Origin of the sequence: Pseudomonas sp. NFX98 (assembly GCF_047784845.1) — a bacterium.
Classification (GTDB): Bacteria; Pseudomonadota; Gammaproteobacteria; order Pseudomonadales; family Pseudomonadaceae; genus Aquipseudomonas.
This window is the reverse complement of sequence record NZ_JBLNNF010000014.1, coordinates 81853-97671: the sequence shown is the minus strand read 5'-3', so window position 1 is coordinate 97671 and position 15819 is coordinate 81853. Positions and strand designations below refer to the sequence as shown.

Genomic DNA, 15819 nt, shown 5'->3' with positions numbered 1-15819 from the left:
AAAAAACAAAACCCGCTTCCCGAAAGAAGCGGGGCGGGTCGAGCTTATGCCTGAGTGGCGTACTTGGCCAGACGAGGATCGTTCTTCAGAACGGCCAGGGTGTTGGTATGCACATCTTCGGCAGTCACGTCAGCCTTGCTGAAGATCTGCTGGAAGTGCTCGTGAGTGACGGCGGCGAAGTGCGCACGGTCTTCCGGCGCCACGCCCAGTACCACGGCGTAAGTGGTCAGCGCTTCGCCCTGACCTTTGGCCATATCTTCGGACAGCTCGTTCATCATGCCATTCATGGCAAACCAGGATTTGCCGCCATAGGTCAGCGACGCGTTGGTCGAGCAACCGTTGGTACCGGAGGTCATACCGAAGGTTGCGTTGCCGGAAGTGCCGTTGGTGGTGGATGCCAGGAAGTGAGCCGGGGTGCCACGCTGACCTTCGAACAGCATGTTGCCCCAACCGCAATCCGGGCCGCCTGGCGCCTGAGCCATGGCGTTGATGGATACAGCGGTGAAGAGAGTACCGAGAAGAATCCGTTTCATAGCTTTGTTCTCTTTATGTGCGTACCAATGGACAAGGGATCTGGCCCGTTCCGGTGCCAGTGGGCCGGTTATTAGTCCAGCCGCGCAGTTTGGAGTTTAGGCACGATCGCGCGGTTCCGTGATTTTTTGCAAAACATTTGCTGGAAACAGTGATTTGGCGCACGCCCGCAGCGGCGGCATGACTTGTCTATGCTTTGGCCTGAGGCGCTCCTTGCCAGTCAGGTACAGGCAGCGCCAGAATGCCGCTATCTGCCCCGCCTGATCTAAGGAAGCCCGATGCCTGATCCTGTTGCTGCCAGCTTGCGTCTAGCGCCCGAAGCGCTGACCCGTCCGTTTTCCGCTGAACAGTTCAGCTTCTCTACCACCAATGATCTGGAGCCCTTTCGCGGTGTGCTTGGCCAGGAACGTGCTGTCGAAGCCTTGCAGTTCGGTGTGGCCATGCCACGCCCCGGTTACAACGTGTTCGTCATGGGCGAGCCCGGCACCGGCCGGTTTTCGTTCGTCAAGCGCTACCTTAAAGCCGAAGGCAAACGCCTGCAGACCCCGGCGGACTGGGTCTACGTCAATAATTTCGATGAGCCGCGCGAACCACGCGCACTGGAGCTGCCGTCGGGTACCGCCGGTAATTTCATTGGTGATATCAACGGTTTGATCGACAACCTGCTGGCAACTTTCCCAGCCGTTTTCGAGCACCCGTCCTATCAGCAGAAAAAGAGCGCCATCGACCGCGCCTTCAACCAGCGCTACGACAAGGCTCTGGATATCATCGAGCGTCTGGCCCTGGAAAAGGACGTTGCGTTGTACCGCGATGCGAGCAACATCGCGTTCACCCCGATGCTTGAAGGCAAGGCTCTCGACGAAGCGGAATTCGCCCAGTTGCCGGAAGCCGAGCGCGAGCGTTTCCATGAGGACATCTCGTCCCTCGAAGAGCGCTTGAACGAAGAACTCGCCAGCCTGCCGCAATGGAAGCGTGAGTCGAGCAATCAACTGCGCCACCTCAACGAAGAAACCATCACCCTGGCCTTGCAGCCATTGCTCTCGCCGTTGTCGGAGAAGTACGCCGAGAACGCGGCGGTGTGCGGTTACCTGCAAGCGATGCAGGTGTATCTGCTCAAGACCGTGGTCGAGCAACTGGTGGACGACAGCAAGACCGACGCCGTCGCCCGCAAATTGCTGGAAGAGCAATACGCGCCGAGCCTGGTGGTCGGTCATTCGGCCAGCGGCGGTGCGCCGGTGGTGTTCGAACCGCACCCGACCTACGAAAACCTGTTCGGCCGTATCGAATACAGCACCGATCAGGGCGCGCTGTACACCACGTATCGACAATTGCGACCGGGTGCGCTGCACCGCGCCAACGGCGGTTTCCTGATCCTCGAAGCGGAAAAAATGCTCAGCGAGCCGTTCGTGTGGGACGCGCTGAAACGCGCCCTGCAATCGCGCAAGCTGAAAATGGAATCGCCGCTCGGTGAAATGGGTCGTTTCGCCACCGTCACGCTGAACCCGCAGCACATTCCGCTGCAGGTCAAAGTCGTGATCATCGGCGCCCGTCAGCTCTATTACACGCTACAAGACCTCGATCCGGACTTCCAGGAGATGTTCCGCGTCCTGGTGGATTTCGACGAAGACATCCCGATGGTCGACGAGAGCCTGGAGCAGTTCGCCCAGTTGCTCAAAACCCGTACGTCCGAAGAAGGCATGGCGCCGTTGACCGCCGATGCGGTGGCACGTCTGGCAACGTACAGCGCGCGTCTGGCCGAGCATCAGGGGCGGTTGTCGGCGCGGATTGGCGACCTGTTCCAACTGGTCAGCGAGGCGGACTTCATTCGCCATCTGGCGGGTGACGAGATGACCGATGCCGGGCACATCGAACGTGCGCTGAAGGCCAAGGCCACCCGTACTGGGCGCGTGTCGGCGCGGATTCTCGATGACATGCTGGCCGGGATCATCCTGATCGACACCGATGGTGCGGCGGTCGGTAAGTGCAACGGTTTGACGGTGCTGGAAGTCGGCGATTCGGCCTTCGGTGTACCGGCGCGGATTTCCGCCACGGTGTACCCGGGTGGCAGCGGCATCGTCGACATCGAGCGTGAGGTCAACCTCGGTCAGCCGATCCACTCCAAAGGCGTGATGATCCTCACCGGGTATCTGGGCAGCCGTTACGCCCAGGAATTCCCGTTGGCGATTTCCGCGAGTATCGCCCTGGAGCAGTCCTACGGTTATGTGGATGGCGACAGCGCCTCTCTGGGCGAGGCGTGCACGCTGATTTCGGCCTTGTCGAAAACCCCGCTCAAGCAGTGCTTTGCGATTACCGGCTCGATCAACCAGTTCGGTGAAGTGCAGGCCGTGGGTGGGGTCAACGAGAAGATCGAAGGCTTCTTCCGCCTCTGTGAAGCGCGCGGGCTGACCGGCGAGCAGGGCGCGATCATTCCGCAGGCCAACGTCGCTACGTTGATGCTCGACGAGAAAGTGCTGGCGGCGGTGCGTGCAGGGCAGTTCCATGTCTACGCGGTACGCCAGGCTGATGAGGCCTTGAGTCTGCTGGTCGGCGAGCCGGCGGGCGAGCCGGACGAGAACGGCGAGTTCCCTGAAGGCAGCGTCAACGCGCGGGTGGTGGAGCGCTTGCGGGTCATTGCGGAAATGATCAGTGAGGAAGATCTGAAAGAGGCTGAGAAGGAGATGGCGGTCGAGGCGCTGGTCGAGGCCAAGCCTGCTTGATGCATAACCTGCAGGAGCCGAGCTTGCTCGCGATGACGGACTGACATTCAACGCCTGTGGTGACCGAACGTCCGTTATCGCGAACAAGCTCGGCTCCTACAGGTGATCTATACAGTCCGAAAACGCCATCACTCTGGCGTCAATATTCACACAATGACCATTCGGCGCCTTCTGGTATCGAATGGCCTGCATCCCGCACTTTTCTTCTATTCTCTGCTCAAGGACAGGGACAGTAATCACTGGATCGAAACAGTCTTCCCGTGGAGGCTGAATACCGGATCTACCGAGGGTCGCCGCCATGTCGCGCAACCTCTGCCTCACTCGTCAATGCCTGGGTCTTGTGACCCGTATCGAATGCGCCATCAAGCCGTTGGCGGGTGATACGGGTATGTGGACCTTGCTCTTCGCCGCCGGAATGGCCGGCGAACAACCTTCAGCCATCAAAGCACAGGGCCCGTTTCCTGGCCCGTTCGCGGCTGAATCCATCCTCGACACCATTGTTGAAAGCCTGACCCTGCACGGCTACGAACTCGCCGATGATCCGCAAATCTGGTGCCTGCATCTGCAAGCACAGCTGCGCGAGATCAATGGCGGCCGTTGCCGTAACGTCGGTGGCTTTGAGTTTCGGCCCGATCATTGATCCGTTCTATTGGGCCAGCTTGGATGCATCAGCCTTGTCGAGTTTGACCTCGTAGCCATATTGCACGGTGGTGAGGTCAGTTCGCTGATAGGTTTCCAGGCGCGTGGGTTGGCCGTAGAAGTAATGCACGGCAAACAGCGCGGGGCCTTCTGTGCCCGCATCGTGGGTGACCGCAAGAATTTCCTTGAGGTAATTGCCGCTGTCGTCCTTGGCGAAAAACCGCCAGTCCTGCTCAGGAAACACTTTCAGGTCCACCACCAACGCATTGCCTTTGAGCTCCAGGCCTTTGGGCAGTTGATGGGCGTCGATGCTCTGTTTGCCGACCGTTGCCAGAAACAGCGGCACGGAGCCCACCACGTAAGCGGGCGTTTCCGGAAACAGGTTCAGGTCATAGGTGATGGTGCCGCGAAGGGGATCGACCTCATACGCCTCCGGCGGCAGTTCGATCGGTTCATCGCGTTTGCCCCGGCTGTCCTCGGTGAAGAAGCTGACCGGGTTTTCGCCAGGACTGAAGGAGGTGCCGAGCAGTTCGTCATTGAAACTTCTGAGGTGGCTGAACTCGACTCGGGCAGCGCTCGGGTCATCCACCGACTGACTGATTTTGACGCCCTTTTTCAGTTGTTCCTCGGTCAATGTCGCGCCCTTGAGCCAGCTCGGCGCCTGGTCGTCATACACCACCACCGGCAAGTTCAAGGGCTGGATGGTTTTCTGCGTGGTGTGGCGGTCAAAGCGGCGCACCGGCAGATCCAGATCCTTGCGGGTCACCGTGACGGCTGAAAAGTCCAGCAGGCTCACTTCGAGGGTTTCGATCGGGCCGTTGAAATACACTTTCGAATACCGATGGGTTTGTTGCTTCTCGAAGGTGCGGTGCTCTTCATCGAGCTGCTTTTCGAACGCTTCGCTCCAGGATTTCTGTTGTTGCATTTTCGCCAACTGCTTCTGGTAGAAAGCGATTTGCGCAGCGGTTTCATTGATCGAGCCGGAGCGCGAGAGAAATTGCCCGCTGGCATCCTTGGCCTGGACGATCAGCGGGTTGAGCGGTGTTTCTCCGATCTCCGGGGCTTGTGGTGCAGTATTGCTGAATTCGAATTCTGCGTAGTTATTGGCCAGCTTCAGCAGGGTGACGCTGACGTTGTCGTTGGTGCGCGTCTGGCCGACATCCTTTTTTGTCAGGTCGAAGCTGTAGAGCCGGTGGGGGGCGATGACTTCGATCTTGCCTTGCAGGCTGACCGGTTGCGGCTGGTTCTTGATGTCGGCATCCAGGCCTTCGATGAACGGATACGCCACGGTCAGGTCATCGGAATTGGTCAGGTTGGAGCTCGACGGACTCAACTGAATGCCGGGATCGGTTTCCGACCATTCCGGCTGGAAGGCGATGACGCGTTTGTTGCTCAGCGTGACCGATTGCCATTCCAGGCCATGGGGAAACAGAAACGCTGCCGGAATGCTGAAATTGAAAGGAAACACGGGTTGCAGGTCGGTGAGGTAGTCGGAGCTGGAGTCTTTATGCAACACGAACAGGCCGTTGATGTAGGTGTCGACCAGTGTCTGAGGCGAGGGGTAGTGCTTGAGGACAGCGAGGGCGTCTTCACCGTACTCGGTTTCCACCGGTTTACTGTCGAGCTTGAGTTGCGCCCGTTCGAGCAGCAATAGCGAGCCACCGAGTTCCGCCACGGCGTCCTTGAGTTTCGGGTCCTGGATCGCATCCAGCGACTTTTCGAACTGCGCAGTCTTCTCCTCCAGGCTGACCTGGCGCTTTTCATCGCTCGGCGAGCAGGCGCTCATCAGCAACGCCAGGCAGATTCCAGCACCGGTTAAAGGCAAGCGCGCATCCATTTCCAGTCTTCCTGTCCGATATCACTGAGCTGTCAATGGCTTGGACACTAGCAGAAAAACTTTGATATACACGCGCAGGTGGCGGATTTCCCGATGGTTTCTGGGTGTAACAGCCGGCTGTTATACTCGCGTCCATTTTCAGACCACCTGTGAGATTCAATGGAACGCTTTATCGAAAATGCAATGTACGCCTCCCGCTGGTTGCTGGCGCCGATCTACTTCGGCCTGTCCCTCGGGTTGCTGGCCCTGGCGCTGAAATTCTTCCAGGAAGTCTTCCACGTCATCCCCAACGTTTTTTCGATGGCCGAGTCGGACCTGATTCTCGTGCTGCTGTCGTTGATCGACATGGCGCTGGTGGGCGGTTTGCTGGTGATGGTGATGATTTCCGGTTACGAAAACTTCGTTTCCCAACTCGACATCGACGACAGCAAGGAAAAGCTCAACTGGCTGGGTACCATGGACTCGTCTTCCCTGAAGATGAAAGTGGCCGCTTCCATCGTGGCGATTTCCTCCATCCATTTGCTGCGGATTTTCATGGACGCCAAGAACGTCGATCCCGAGCATTTGCAGTGGTACGTGATCATTCACATGACCTTCGTGGTGTCGGCCTTTGCCATGGGTTACCTGGATAAAGTGACCAAGCACTGATCGACATTCATCGCTGTACCCGCCGCCCGTCTGTTGCAAAACAGACGGGCGGCGTCGTTTGTGGCTTGTACTTTGAGGCGCCGAGGCCTATCCCTGTAGAGGTAATGGCTCGCCACTGTGTGAGGTGCGTTCATGAACCTGCAAGAGCTGAATGCCTATGCCGTCGCCGGGAAGGTCGACGAGCTGAACCTGATCTCGATGGAAGGGGGGATTTATCTGCTGGAAGCGCGGATGCATGGCGCGGCGTATCCCCTGAGTGATAAACGTGGCGAAATGATGCATTTGCGTTCGGTCGAGCACGCCCGCGAAGTGCTTCACTCCTTTCCCAAGCTGAACTTCAACCTCGTGCACAACCTGGTGCATGACGAGATGTGCGGGCTCGGTGGCATTGACGAAAGCCTGAAGGTGCCGATCGACCAGCGATCTCCACGACAGGGCTGACACCCCTCATCAACGCGGTGGCAACTGTGCTAGTCTGCTGGCCCTTTTGGTTTCGGGCGCTCCGGGACGCGCTGTGCATGCACGGCAAGTTCCTGGTCCGTCCGCACAGCGGAGCAGTGTCATGTCCGAAGTAAATCTGTCCACCGACGAAACCCGCGTCAGCTACGGCATTGGCCGTCAGCTGGGCGACCAACTGCGCGACAACCCGCCACCGGGCGTTAACCTGGACGCGATCCTGGCAGGTCTGACCGACGCATTCGCCGGTCTGCCAAGCCGCGTCGGCCAGGAAGAAATGTCCGCCAGCTTCAAAGTGATCCGCGAAATCATGCAAGCCGAAGCTGCAGCCAAGGCTGAAGCGGCCGCTGGCGAAGGCCTGGCCTTCCTGGCTGAAAACGCCAAGCGTGACGGCATCACCACCCTGGCTTCCGGCCTGCAGTTCGAAGTTCTGACTGCCGGTGAAGGCGCCAAGCCATCCCGTGAAGACACCGTGCGTACTCACTACCACGGCACTCTGATCGACGGCACCGTGTTCGACAGCTCTTACGAGCGTGGCCAGCCTGCAGAATTCCCGGTTGGCGGCGTGATCGCTGGCTGGACCGAAGCCCTGCAACTGATGAATGCCGGCAGCAAATGGCGTCTGTACGTGCCGAGCGAACTGGCTTACGGCGCTCAAGGCGTTGGCAGCATTCCGCCGCACAGCGTACTGGTGTTCGACGTCGAGCTGCTCGACGTTCTGTAAGCTTTTGATCTTGTAGGAGCAAGGCTTGCCCGCGATAGCATCACTTCGGTTTCAAAACTGAACCGAGTTGCCTGCATCGCGAGCAAGCTCTGCTCCTACAGGGTTTGCGACGCTGCTCATATTTCAATCTTGTGATTCAGTTCATGCGACGGGCGCAATGCCCGGGCATAGCAGAACAGGAACAGGTTGCGCACTACTTCCTTGAGCACCACCGGCTCGCTGGAATTCAGGCCATTGAGGTCTAGGTCACCTTGATCCTGCAGTTCACTCAAGGCTTCTTCTTCAAGCACCGCACAGACTTCCCCGGTTTCCCGATGCAGAATCCTGAGGTAAGGGTGTGGGCGGTCCAACCAGGCATCGATCAAATAAGTCATGTCTCATCTCCATTGATTTGGGTTCAATGAGAATAATTCTTATTCATCAAATAGCAAGAGGCTATTGGCGGATTGCGGCTATTTCTGGGTAAAGATTGCGTAAGGTCAAATCGGCTGGCCTTTAGCTATTGCGAGGATTTGCTGGGTGAGGCGGGGGAGGGCGAAGCACCATCCCACGCTTGGCGCGGGATGGAATACAGCAGGTTCAGACTTTTCTGACGAACTCGGATTTGAGTTTCATCGGGCCGATACCGTCGATCTTGCAGTCGATGTCGTGATCGCCATCGCACAGGCGGATGTTCTTCACCTTGGTGCCGACCTTGACCACCAGCGACGTACCCTTGACCTTGAGGTCCTTGATCACGGTGATGGTGTCACCGTCCTGCAGGACGTTACCGACCGAATCCTTTTTCACCGCGTCATCGGACACCGCGTCGGCTTCGCCGCTGGCGGACCACTCGTGAGCGCACTCGGGACAGATCAGCTGGGCGCCGTCCTCGTAGGTGTATTCGGAATTGCATTTCGGGCAGGGTGGCAACGTGCTCACTAAGGCTCCTTGGATTCAGGATCATTAAAAAGCGCACATTGTATAGGGTTTTCCAGGTGCGGGGAGTTGAAAGCAAAAGATCGCAGCCTTCGGCAGCTCCTACAGAGTGGGTGTAGGAGCTGCCGAAGGCTGCGATCTTTTGATCTTGCTTTGACGATCAGTGCGTACGGGCGACCGAAAACTCGCTCAGCTCAACCAGTGCATCGCGATACTCGCTCGGCGGCAGCGCGTCGAGGCATTTGATCGCACGGGCGACGTAATCGCGGGCCAGTTGCGCGGTGTATTCCAGCGAGCCCGAGGCTTCCACGGCTTCGCGGATGCTCTCCAGGTCTTCGATGCCGCCTTTCTGGATAGCCTTGCGCACCAGGGCAGCCTGTTCCGGCGTACCTTCGCGCATGGTGTAGATCAGCGGCAGGGTCGGCTTGCCTTCGGCCAGATCGTCACCGACGTTCTTGCCCAGGGTTTCCGCGTCGCCTTTGTAATCCAGCAGGTCGTCGACCAGTTGGAATGCCACGCCCAGGTGATCGCCGAACATGCGCAGTGCTTCGCTCTGTTCAGGTGTTGCGCCGGCCAGCGCCGCGGCGCTGTGGGTCGAGGCTTCGAAGAGCATCGCGGTCTTGCCGCGGATGACTTCCATGTAGGTTTCTTCGGTGGTGCTGGCGTCACGGACCTTCGACAGCTGCAACACTTCACCTTCGGCGATAATGCGCGTCGCTTGCGAAAGGATTTTCATCACCGGCATGGAGCCCAGTTCGACCATCATTTCGAAGGAGCGCGAATACAGGAAGTCGCCCACCAGCACGCTCGGTGCATTGCCCCACATGGCGTTGGCGGTCGAGCGGCCACGGCGCATGCCGGACATGTCGACTACGTCGTCATGCAGCAGGGTCGCGGTGTGCAGGAATTCGATGGTCGCAGCCAAAAGTCGCAGGTCATCGCCTTCACGCCCCAGTGCTTTGCCGGACAGCAGCACCAATAAAGGACGCAGGCGTTTACCGCCGGCCGAGGTAATGTAGTCGCCGATTTTAGATACCAGCGGCACTCGGGAAGTCAGCTGCTTCTTGATGATGCCGTCGACGGCGCTAAAATCGTCCGCGACCGCGCGGTAGAAAGCTTGGGGTTGCATCAGCGACAGTCGCTCCAGAAGGGTTGCGCGGCATGCTAGGACCCACGTCCGGGCCTGTCAAGGCGCGATGGACGGCCCCTTGCAAGGCGCTCGTGCCTTGCGTACAATCGCGCACCCTGAACTTCCTGGGCAGCACCTGCCTTACGCAATTGCAAGCGGGCCTTCCAGCCCCATGCAGCCATGCCAGCCAATACCTCTTCTTATAAAGAGCTGGGTGAGCAGGATTATCGGAGAAATACCATGTCTTATGCAGTAATCGTTACTGGCGGCAAGCAGTACAAAGTCGCCCCAGGTGAATACCTGAAGATCGAAAAACTGGAAATCGCTACCGGCGAATCCGTTACCTTTGATCGCGTTCTGTTGGTTGCCAATGGCGACGACGTGAATATCGGCGCTCCAGTTGTTGCTGGCGCTACCGTTGTGGCTGAAGTGATCTCCCAAGGTCGTCACGATAAAGTCCGCATCATCAAGTTCCGTCGCCGTAAGCACCACATGAAGCGTATGGGCCACCGCCAGTGGTACACCGAGATCAAAATCACCGGTATTCAGGCTTAATTTCAGCCTAATTCCTCACTAGGAGAATTGAACTCATGGCACACAAAAAAGCTGGTGGTAGTACCCGTAACGGTCGCGACTCAGAAGCCAAACGCCTTGGCGTGAAGATGTATGGCGGCCAGGCTATCAAAGCGGGCAACATCATCGTGCGTCAGCGCGGCACCCAATTCCACGCTGGCTACGGCGTTGGTATGGGTAAAGATCACACCCTCTTCGCTAAAGTCGAAGGCGTGATCAAGTTCGAAGTAAAAGGCGCCTTCGGTCGTCGTTACGTGAGCGTAATCGCCGCTTAATTGCGCGATCGCTGGAAAAGCCCTGTCTCGCGACGGGGCTTTTTCGTTTGTGGGGTGAGTCTCTTGCAAAACTGTTTGTATGGGCTGTCGGCGCGCTGGACTGTGCGGTCGTTGATTGAGGTCGCTGCGCTCATTTTTGCAAGAGTCTTATGTCTTAGTGTTTTTCGGCTCGTCCGTATGGCGAGAGGCGTGTTGTTATGAAGTTTGTTGATGAAGTATCGATCCGAGTAAAGGCTGGCGACGGTGGCAATGGCGCCATGAGTTTCCGTCGGGAAAAATTTATCGAGAACGGTGGCCCGAACGGCGGTGATGGTGGTGATGGCGGCTCGGTCTACATGATCGCCGACGAAAACCTCAACACCCTGGTCGACTATCGTTACACCCGGCACTTCGATGCCGAGCGTGGCGCCAACGGCGGCAGCACTGACTGCACCGGCAAGAAGGGTGAAGAGCTTGTGCTGCGCGTTCCGGTCGGCACCACGGTGATCGACTCCGCCACTCAGGAAGTGATCGGCGACCTGACCAAAGCTGGCCAGAAGTTGCTGGTCGCTCACGGCGGCTGGCACGGTCTGGGCAACACCCGTTTCAAATCCAGTACCAACCGTGCGCCACGCCAGACCACGCCGGGCAAGCCTGGCGAGCAGCGTGACCTCAAGCTGGAAATGAAAGTGCTGGCGGACGTCGGTCTGCTGGGCTTGCCGAACGCCGGTAAAAGTACCTTTATCCGTTCGGTTTCGGCTGCCAAGCCGAAAGTCGCCGACTACCCGTTCACCACCCTGGTGCCAAACCTGGGTGTGGTCAGCGTCGATCGCTGGAAGAGCTTCGTGGTCGCGGACATTCCGGGTCTGATTGAAGGTGCTTCCGACGGCGCGGGCCTGGGGATTCGTTTCCTCAAGCACTTGTCGCGCACCCGTCTGCTGCTGCACCTCGTCGACATGGCGCCGCTGGACGACACCAGTGCTCCGGACGCTGCCGAAGTCATCGTCAACGAGCTGACCAAGTTCAGCCCGTCCCTGGCTGAGCGTGATCGCTGGTTGATCCTGAACAAGTGCGACCAGATCCTCGACGAAGAGCACGATGCTCGCGTCAAAGAGATCGTTGAGCGCTTGGAGTGGACTGGTCCGGTCTATGTGATCTCGGCGATTGCCAAGCAGAACACCGAGCGCTTGTGCCACGACATCATGCGTTACCTGGAAGATCGTGCCGATCGCCTGGCCAACGACCCGGCCTACAAGGAAGAGCTGGCCGATCTCGATCAGCGCATCGAAGACGAAGCTCGCGCCCAGTTGCAGGCGCTGGATGATCAGCGTGCCCTGCGTCGCAGCGGCGTGAAGTCGGTCCATGACATCGGTGACGACGATTGGGACGAAGAAGATGTGGATGACGAAGACGGTCCGGAAATCATTTACGTGCGTGACTGATTCGTTGCGATAAACTTAAGCGCCGCTCAATCGAGCGGCGTTTTAGTATCTGGAAATCGATCGTTGGTCACGAATAACCACGAATAATGTCACGGGCAGTGCCAAGTCGCGCTGCCCTCAAGCTAAGGTTGAAGATGATGCGGAGCAAGGTGACAGGTGCGCAGCGTTGGGTCGTGAAAATCGGCAGCGCTTTGCTGACGGCGGACGGCAAAGGCCTGGATCGCGCGGCAATGGGTGTCTGGGTTGAACAGATGGTGGCCCTGCATGAGGCGGGCGTTGAGCTGGTGCTGGTGTCCTCCGGGGCGGTGGCTGCCGGCATGAGCCGTCTGGGCTGGACCTCTCGACCCAGTGCGATGCACGAGCTTCAGGCTGCCGCTGCAATCGGTCAGATGGGCTTGGTGCAAGCCTGGGAATCGAGCTTCGCCGAGCATGGCCGGCACACGGCGCAGATTCTCCTGACCCACGACGACCTGTCCGATCGCAAGCGCTACCTGAACGCCCGCAGTACCTTGCGCGCGTTGGTCGAGCTGAAAGTCATCCCGGTGATCAACGAGAACGACACTGTGGTCACCGATGAAATTCGTTTCGGCGACAACGATACGTTGGCGGCGCTGGTGGCCAACCTGGTCGAGGCTGACTTGCTGGTGATCCTCACGGATCGCGACGGCATGTTCGATGCCGATCCGCGCAACAATCCTGATGCCCAGCTGATTTACGAAGCACGCGCTGATGATCCGGCGCTCGATGCGGTGGCGGGTGGTACCGGTGGGGCGCTTGGGCGTGGCGGTATGCAGACCAAGTTGCGCGCTGCGCGGCTGGCGGCGCGTTCCGGTGCGCATACCATCATCGTTGGCGGTCGCATTGAGCGTGTGCTGGATCGCCTGAAGGCGGGCGAGCGCATCGGCACCTTGCTTTCGCCCGAACGCGGCATGCTGGCGGCGCGCAAGCAGTGGCTGGCGGGTCATCTGCAAACCCGTGGCACGCTGGTGCTGGACGCGGGCGCGGTGACGGCGCTGTCCCAGGGCAACAAGAGTTTGCTGCCGGTCGGGGTCAAGCTGGTGCAGGGCAGCTTCCGTCGCGGCGAAATGGTGGTGTGCGTGGCGCCGGACGGTCGCGAGATTGCCCGTGGCCTGGCCAACTACAGCGCGCTGGAAGCACAAAAAATCATCGGTCAGTCGTCTGAGGCGATTGTCGGATTGTTGGGGTATATGGCGGAACCGGAACTGGTTCACCGCGATAACCTGATTCTGGTCTGAAGGAATACCTGAATGCGTTTGGCAAAAGGATTGTTGGGGTTAGTGCTGGCGATGCCGCTTTTAGCTTCGGCCGAGGAGATTGGCCAGGTGTCGACGGTGTTCAAATTCGTCGGCCCGAATGACCGGATCGTGGTCGAGGCGTTTGATGATCCCAAGGTCGACGGCGTGACCTGCTACCTGTCGCGCGCCAAAACCGGTGGCGTGAAGGGTGGCTTGGGTCTGGCCGAGGATCGTGCTGAAGCGTCCATCGCTTGCCGCCAGGTCGGGCCGATCAGCTTCAAGGGTGAGCTTAAGGATGGCGACGAGGTGTTCAAGGAGCGTACGTCCCTGGTCTTCAAGACCATGCAGGTGGTGCGCTTCCTCGACAAGAAGCGCAATACGCTGGTGTATCTGGTGTACAGCGATCGCTTGATCGAAGGCAGCCCGCAGAATGCGGTGACGGCGATTCCGATTTTGCCGTGGGCGCATCAGTAACTAGTTTTTTGTAGGTTTTTCATCAAGCACTCTTCAGTTCAGATATTAAAGGAATGCTTCGCGAGTCAGTGATGAGAACATCTGATGGGCCGAAGAGAACTCCTTTACATATTGCTCGTCATTGGATGAAATTGGAGTGTTTTGCAGGTCGGATATTTCAAGAATATTGTTGTGGCTATTTCTTAGGTATTTTATATATACAGATATCGCATAGTCATTGGCACAGAGGCTGTAGCAGACGTTTGCAAACTCAGGATCTAGGGGCGGCAGATCCTGAATGATCCGACTAATTGCTATAGCACAAACTCGTGCTTGGCACGCCGCAGCGAAAGCGGACTTTGGAAGCATTTCGGCGTACGCACAATCTCCAATCACATGGATGTTGGGTATAAGAAGTGATTCCATGGTTTGCGTGTTGACTGGGCACCAATCCTGTGTGCCAGTTAAATTGTTAGATCTTGCGAAGCTTGCGGCTTGCTGCGGCGGAATAATATTAATAACACTTCCTTCAAATCGGTACTTGGTAGTCATTAACTCCATGTTTTTGCTATTGTATCCAACTACTGCGCCGCCATCTGCCTCACTAATCCATTCGATAATGGGGTTTTTTGTTTCATAGCGATATAGTTTTCTCCACGCTAATTCGAACTGAGCCTGTTTCGGAAAGCGATTTTTGGCATCGAGGATGACTATTCTTGACTTCGGCTTGTGTGCTTTGAAGTACTCCGCAATCAAGCTTGCTCTTTCATACGGACCAGGAGGGCATTTGTAGTCGTCTACTGGTACAGACATGAGTAAAACCCCCCCATCTGGGATTCCTAGAATTTTATCTCTAAGTAATTTCTGTTGCTTGCCACCAGTCCAGGCATGCGGGCTTTTTATTGAGTCGACTCTACTGTAGCCAGAAATAGTGTTGTATTTGAATCCTACACCACAAGCAACGATACAGCGGTCGTAGCGGATTACATTGTTTTGCTGGGTGTGAATTGTTTTTGATATTGAGTCTATCGCTAGCGCCTCGTCTTTTAATATTGATATGTTGTAGAGTTTTGCTAGGGCCTCATAGGAAAATCTAAGAGAGTTTAGTGATCTTTTGCCCACCAAGTATTCGGCACCCATTGGGCATGAATAGTAATGCTCATTTGGCTCGAGTAGGCTTATAGTGATAAATGGTTGCAGCAATCGCATTGATTTGGCGAAGGTGGCTCCTGCGAATCCACCCCCAATAATAACGATGTTGTATCTATAATTCTCCTTGGCGTTTGAGTGTGATAAACCTCCAAAAAAAACTGGTCCTAAGATCAAACCTTTCAGTACGTCCCTTCGGCTGTTCATTTTGTCGTTTTTCCGGGTTTTTATTTAGTTTTCGGTTGAAGGTGTCAGTTGAGATGAGAGAGGCTCGTTGGAGAGTGGTAAGGAGCTATAGTAATTAGAGAGTTGTTCTATCTCATTTTTTTCGTATCTTGACATTATTCGGTTCATTATCGTGCTGGCGCTTGTTTGATTTTTGAAATTTGTGAGCATGAACAGTATCCGCTCTCGTTGAAGCCCGGCTATATTTGGAATGTGGCCAGCCGTGACATGGGAGTTGTGACAGTTAATACATGAGTTTATTAGCATTAAATCAGTCTCTTGGTCGGCGCTAGCTTGCGATGATATTAGTGTCATCATCATGACAGCGAGGCGAGTCGCATGCTTTGTGTAGTGCATGGCGTACTTTATTTTTTTAATTGGCCTGTACGGGGTCGCTGATTACTTCTCCGAAATGAATCTTGGAATGCTTCAGGAAGTCCGCTTCGATTTTCTCTCCTCCATATAATGTGGCGTGATTACTCATGTAGCTAAAAAGCTGCTCCCTTGATGAGAAGGTTTTTACTGCTTTGTTATATGCATCTTGGTCCCGATAAATCATTAGGTGTATTAGTGGTTCCCCGTTTTTTGTTGGGGCAATATTAATGCTTTCTACCTTTGTTGGGCTTGGATTGGTGTTTGTGTATTTTTGCATGTGTTCGGATTGGTTTTTTACAAAGACATTCAAGAACTCCAGTTCTCGACCTGGAGGAGGGTAAAATATTATCATCAGAGATTTAGCTTGAGTCGTTTTAGGTGTGTTTGAATTTGCAGGCTCAGTTGCACTGGCGGTGAGGCATGTAAAGAATAATGTTGAGGTTATGACTATATTTTTTAACTTTGGCATCTTTTTTCCATTTTTATATTTTGG

Annotated in this window: 17 protein-coding genes; 10 read left to right on the top strand and 7 right to left on the bottom strand. The window is 56.3% G+C overall.

Features of this window, described 5'->3' with window-relative positions; all coding sequences use genetic code 11:
* Positions 1-44: 44 nt before the first annotated feature.
* Entirely contained in the window at positions 45-533 is a 489-nt protein-coding gene (locus ACM110_RS19425; RefSeq protein ID WP_008058249.1) for a DUF3015 domain-containing protein, read from the bottom strand.
* A gap of 276 nt (positions 534-809) precedes the next feature.
* Between ACM110_RS19425 and ACM110_RS19420 the strand changes: the two genes are divergently transcribed.
* Positions 810-3248 (top strand): Lon protease family protein, encoded by a 2439-nt coding sequence (locus ACM110_RS19420; RefSeq protein ID WP_416129033.1) that lies wholly within the window; start codon positions 810-812, stop codon positions 3246-3248.
* 298 nt (positions 3249-3546) lie between these two features.
* Entirely contained in the window at positions 3547-3888 is a 342-nt protein-coding gene (locus ACM110_RS19415; protein WP_338583165.1) for a hypothetical protein, read from the top strand.
* 6 nt (positions 3889-3894) lie between these two features.
* Here ACM110_RS19415 and ACM110_RS19410 read toward each other — a convergent pair whose 3' ends face one another.
* Positions 3895-5724 (bottom strand): hypothetical protein, encoded by a 1830-nt coding sequence (locus tag ACM110_RS19410; RefSeq protein ID WP_416129032.1) that lies wholly within the window; start codon positions 5722-5724, stop codon positions 3895-3897.
* Positions 5725-5883: 159 nt separating this feature from the next.
* Between ACM110_RS19410 and ACM110_RS19405 the strand changes: the two genes are divergently transcribed.
* The 3 genes from ACM110_RS19405 to ACM110_RS19395 all read left to right on the top strand — a co-directional run bounded on the left by ACM110_RS19405 (position 5884) and on the right by ACM110_RS19395 (position 7552).
* Positions 5884-6372 carry a TIGR00645 family protein gene (locus tag ACM110_RS19405; RefSeq protein WP_007970904.1) on the top strand — a complete coding sequence of 163 codons (489 nt, stop codon included), beginning with the start codon at positions 5884-5886 and terminating at the stop codon, positions 6370-6372.
* A gap of 132 nt (positions 6373-6504) precedes the next feature.
* Positions 6505-6813: a DUF6482 family protein gene (locus ACM110_RS19400; protein ID WP_338583162.1), complete on the top strand. Its 309-nt coding sequence runs from the start codon at positions 6505-6507 to the stop codon at positions 6811-6813.
* A gap of 121 nt (positions 6814-6934) precedes the next feature.
* A complete protein-coding gene (locus ACM110_RS19395) occupies positions 6935-7552 on the top strand; it encodes an FKBP-type peptidyl-prolyl cis-trans isomerase (RefSeq protein ID WP_338583160.1) in 618 nt (205 codons plus the stop codon).
* Between the two features lie 116 nt (positions 7553-7668).
* On the opposite strand, the gene ACM110_RS19390 is transcribed toward ACM110_RS19395, so the two are convergent.
* The 3 genes from ACM110_RS19390 to ACM110_RS19380 form a co-directional block, all read right to left on the bottom strand.
* The gene (locus ACM110_RS19390) at positions 7669-7926 is read right to left on the bottom strand and encodes a hypothetical protein (protein ID WP_416129031.1); all 258 of its coding nucleotides are present in this window, start codon (positions 7924-7926) and stop codon (positions 7669-7671) included.
* Between the two features lie 205 nt (positions 7927-8131).
* Positions 8132-8473: a zinc ribbon domain-containing protein YjdM gene (locus tag ACM110_RS19385; protein ID WP_218438833.1), complete on the bottom strand. Its 342-nt coding sequence runs from the start codon at positions 8471-8473 to the stop codon at positions 8132-8134.
* Positions 8474-8630: 157 nt separating this feature from the next.
* Positions 8631-9599, bottom strand: coding sequence for a polyprenyl synthetase family protein (locus ACM110_RS19380; RefSeq protein WP_150701501.1), 969 nt, complete (start codon positions 9597-9599; stop codon positions 8631-8633).
* 240 nt (positions 9600-9839) lie between these two features.
* Between ACM110_RS19380 and rplU the strand changes: the two genes are divergently transcribed.
* The 5 genes from rplU to ACM110_RS19355 all read left to right on the top strand — a co-directional run bounded on the left by rplU (position 9840) and on the right by ACM110_RS19355 (position 13598).
* Positions 9840-10154 (top strand): 50S ribosomal protein L21, encoded by a 315-nt coding sequence (gene rplU, locus ACM110_RS19375; protein WP_003176051.1) that lies wholly within the window; start codon positions 9840-9842, stop codon positions 10152-10154.
* A gap of 35 nt (positions 10155-10189) precedes the next feature.
* A complete protein-coding gene (rpmA, locus tag ACM110_RS19370) occupies positions 10190-10447 on the top strand; it encodes a 50S ribosomal protein L27 (protein ID WP_003205738.1) in 258 nt (85 codons plus the stop codon).
* 197 nt (positions 10448-10644) lie between these two features.
* Complete coding sequence (gene cgtA / locus ACM110_RS19365) at positions 10645-11868, top strand: Obg family GTPase CgtA (RefSeq protein WP_416129030.1); 1224 nt, start codon at positions 10645-10647, stop codon at positions 11866-11868.
* Between the two features lie 137 nt (positions 11869-12005).
* Complete coding sequence (gene proB / locus ACM110_RS19360; protein ID WP_150716775.1) at positions 12006-13124, top strand: glutamate 5-kinase; 1119 nt, start codon at positions 12006-12008, stop codon at positions 13122-13124.
* Positions 13125-13136: 12 nt separating this feature from the next.
* Positions 13137-13598, top strand: coding sequence for a CreA family protein (locus ACM110_RS19355; RefSeq protein WP_416129029.1), 462 nt, complete (start codon positions 13137-13139; stop codon positions 13596-13598).
* A 45-nt stretch (positions 13599-13643) separates the two neighbouring features.
* Here the strand turns inward: ACM110_RS19355 and ACM110_RS19350 are convergent, their stop codons facing one another.
* Entirely contained in the window at positions 13644-14933 is a 1290-nt protein-coding gene (locus tag ACM110_RS19350) for an FAD-dependent oxidoreductase (RefSeq protein WP_416129028.1), read from the bottom strand.
* Positions 14934-15324: 391 nt separating this feature from the next.
* Positions 15325-15795, bottom strand: a complete 471-nt coding sequence (locus ACM110_RS19345) for a hypothetical protein (protein WP_416129027.1) — start codon at positions 15793-15795, stop codon at positions 15325-15327.
* Between the last annotated feature and the right edge of the window lie 24 nt (positions 15796-15819).

Excerpts from the sequence above, each read along its gene's own strand:
- ACM110_RS19425 (WP_008058249.1), bottom strand. The coding sequence starts at position 533 with ATGAAACGGATTCTTCTCGGTACTCTCTTCACCGCTGTATCCATCAAC.
- ACM110_RS19420 (WP_416129033.1), top strand. The coding sequence starts at position 810 with ATGCCTGATCCTGTTGCTGCCAGCTTGCGTCTAGCGCCCGAAGCGCTG.
- ACM110_RS19415 (WP_338583165.1), top strand. The coding sequence starts at position 3,547 with ATGTCGCGCAACCTCTGCCTCACTCGTCAATGCCTGGGTCTTGTGACC.
- ACM110_RS19410 (WP_416129032.1), bottom strand. The coding sequence starts at position 5,724 with ATGGATGCGCGCTTGCCTTTAACCGGTGCTGGAATCTGCCTGGCGTTG.
- ACM110_RS19405 (WP_007970904.1), top strand. The coding sequence starts at position 5,884 with ATGGAACGCTTTATCGAAAATGCAATGTACGCCTCCCGCTGGTTGCTG.
- ACM110_RS19400 (WP_338583162.1), top strand. The coding sequence starts at position 6,505 with ATGAACCTGCAAGAGCTGAATGCCTATGCCGTCGCCGGGAAGGTCGAC.
- ACM110_RS19395 (WP_338583160.1), top strand. The coding sequence starts at position 6,935 with ATGTCCGAAGTAAATCTGTCCACCGACGAAACCCGCGTCAGCTACGGC.
- ACM110_RS19390 (WP_416129031.1), bottom strand. The coding sequence starts at position 7,926 with ATGACTTATTTGATCGATGCCTGGTTGGACCGCCCACACCCTTACCTC.
- ACM110_RS19380 (WP_150701501.1), bottom strand. The coding sequence starts at position 9,599 with ATGCAACCCCAAGCTTTCTACCGCGCGGTCGCGGACGATTTTAGCGCC.
- rplU (WP_003176051.1), top strand. The coding sequence starts at position 9,840 with ATGTCTTATGCAGTAATCGTTACTGGCGGCAAGCAGTACAAAGTCGCC.
- rpmA (WP_003205738.1), top strand. The coding sequence starts at position 10,190 with ATGGCACACAAAAAAGCTGGTGGTAGTACCCGTAACGGTCGCGACTCA.
- cgtA (WP_416129030.1), top strand. The coding sequence starts at position 10,645 with ATGAAGTTTGTTGATGAAGTATCGATCCGAGTAAAGGCTGGCGACGGT.
- proB (WP_150716775.1), top strand. The coding sequence starts at position 12,006 with ATGCGGAGCAAGGTGACAGGTGCGCAGCGTTGGGTCGTGAAAATCGGC.
- ACM110_RS19355 (WP_416129029.1), top strand. The coding sequence starts at position 13,137 with ATGCGTTTGGCAAAAGGATTGTTGGGGTTAGTGCTGGCGATGCCGCTT.
- ACM110_RS19350 (WP_416129028.1), bottom strand. The coding sequence starts at position 14,933 with ATGAACAGCCGAAGGGACGTACTGAAAGGTTTGATCTTAGGACCAGTT.
- ACM110_RS19345 (WP_416129027.1), bottom strand. The coding sequence starts at position 15,795 with ATGCCAAAGTTAAAAAATATAGTCATAACCTCAACATTATTCTTTACA.